This window comes from Cellulomonas algicola, assembly GCF_003851725.1.
GTDB classification, from domain to species: Bacteria; Actinomycetota; Actinomycetes; order Actinomycetales; family Cellulomonadaceae; genus Cellulomonas; species Cellulomonas algicola.
Genome location: NZ_BHYL01000119.1, coordinates 1 through 1,744, shown reverse-complemented (window position 1 = coordinate 1,744; position 1,744 = coordinate 1). Strand labels below are relative to the sequence as shown.

Below are 1,744 nucleotides of genomic sequence, written 5' to 3'. Positions count from 1 at the left end.
GCGCAGGCGGTCGAGCGCCGCGAGCAGCCCGACGGCGAGCAGACCGCCGCCCACGAGCAGCGCGGTGCTCGCCGGGGACTCGTGCACGGCGTCCGCGGCGGGCGCGGCCTGGGCGGCGTCGGCCGCGGGTGCCTGCTCGGGGACCGGCGCCACGGGAGCGGGCGACTCCGGTGCGGGCGCGACCGGTGTGACGACGGCGGTGACGCGCTCGACACCGGCCGCGTCCTCGGGCATCACCAGCAGCCAGTTCGGGTAGATGAGCCGCTCGAGCGTGAGCTCGTGCCCGTCGGGCTGGTCGCGCCCCTTGTTGAGCTCGAACACCTCGCTGTACCGGCGGCCGTCGCCCAGCGTCCGCTCGGCGATGTCCCAGAGGTTGTCGTGGTAGCGCCCGTCGGGCACCTTGACGACGTACACGCGCTTGCCGAGGAGCTCGGCGCCCTCCTCGGGACTGAGCTGGACGTCGCCGAGCCAGTACGTCGTCTCACCCTGCGCGGCCTGCGCCTCGGCGGGTGCCGCCACGGTCGCCGCCACCTCGCCCGCGACGGCGGGCGCGGAGATCGCGACACCGACCTCGCTGTGCACGGGTGCCGACGGCGCCACCGCGGCGGACGCCTGACCGGCTGCGCTCGCGAGGAGCAGCACCGACACGACGAGCGTGCGGGCCAGCCGCTGGCTCGGCCCGGCGAGCGGGACGCGTGCGGGCAGCCCGACGCCCGAGAGCGCGGACCGCAGCTCGACCACGGTGCAGATCGTGAACTGGAGCCAGGCGAGCCAGACGATCCACACGAGCACCGCGAGCAGCTGCTCGACGCCGATCGTGCCGGTGAGCGCGTCCAGCGACGGCAGCGAGCGCGGGATCGCCGGGGCGGCGTCGAGCGCGAGCAGCCCGGCGGGCACCCCGACCACGAGCAGGAGCAGCAGGGCGGCGGACAGGACCGACGACGCGACGCGGCGTGGCCGCTGCACGACGTCCTCCTGCAGGAACCTGCCCGGCCCGGTCTCGCGGTCCGACCGCAGCTCGGCCTCGTTCACGGTGCTCCCCCGATCTCGGTGACGATCCCGACCGCCGCGCGCGCGGTCGCGCTGCCCTCGACGGTGAACGTGTCGACGCCCGCCAGCTGCAGCAGGACCGTGGGCACGACGTCCTCGACCTCGACGGTGACCTGGTCGTCGGCGGCGGTCACCGTCATGCGCCCGGGTGCGTACCCGCGCACGGACAGGAAGTCGACGGCCGCGTCGCGGGCGGCGCCGGGGTCGATCCGCGCCTCGCCCGTCGCGCGCAGGTGGGCGACGTCGAGCTGGTTGGCCGCGGCGCGTGCCGCCTGCTCGGCGTCGTCGACGATCGCGACGCGCGCGTTGACCGCCCGGCCGCCGTCCGCGACGAGGCCGACGACGGCGAACAGGACGAGCACGATCCCGATCACGAAGACGGACGCGGACCCCTCGTCGGACCGGAGGCGCAGCGGATGGCGGTCGCGCACGGTCACGCCCCCGTCCTGCGGTACCGGTCCAGGGGTGCCGCCGACGACGCCTCGACCTCGACCGTCCCGGGGAGCCCCAGCACGCCGAGGTCCGACCAGGACACCGTGCAGGCGACGTCGACGCGGACCACCTCGCCGGCCGCGAACGTGCCGCCGAGGTCGACGGGGTCGCACGTGAGCGACGCCGGGGTGCCCGCGGCCGCCGTCGCCCGCGCGGCGGCGAGCGCGCTCGCGCCGTCGCGCTCGAGCGTCGCGGCGCGCAC

The 1,744-nt window shown here is 76.5% G+C and carries 2 protein-coding genes and 1 pseudogene; all 3 read right to left on the bottom strand.

What is annotated here, in order from left to right; all coding sequences use genetic code 11:
* A partial coding sequence (locus CTKZ_RS21495) for a LysM peptidoglycan-binding domain-containing protein (RefSeq protein WP_371852352.1) occupies window positions 1–1,032 on the bottom strand: 1,032 nt, incomplete at its 3' end.
* Window positions 1,029–1,487, bottom strand: coding sequence for a pilus assembly protein TadG-related protein (locus tag CTKZ_RS08825; RefSeq protein ID WP_160142859.1), 459 nt, complete (start codon window positions 1,485–1,487; stop codon window positions 1,029–1,031). The genes CTKZ_RS08825 and CTKZ_RS21495, both read right to left, overlap by 4 nt.
* Window positions 1,484–1,744, bottom strand: a pseudogene (locus tag CTKZ_RS21490) (hypothetical protein); the annotation flags it as partial. The gene CTKZ_RS08825 and the pseudogene CTKZ_RS21490, both read right to left, overlap by 4 nt.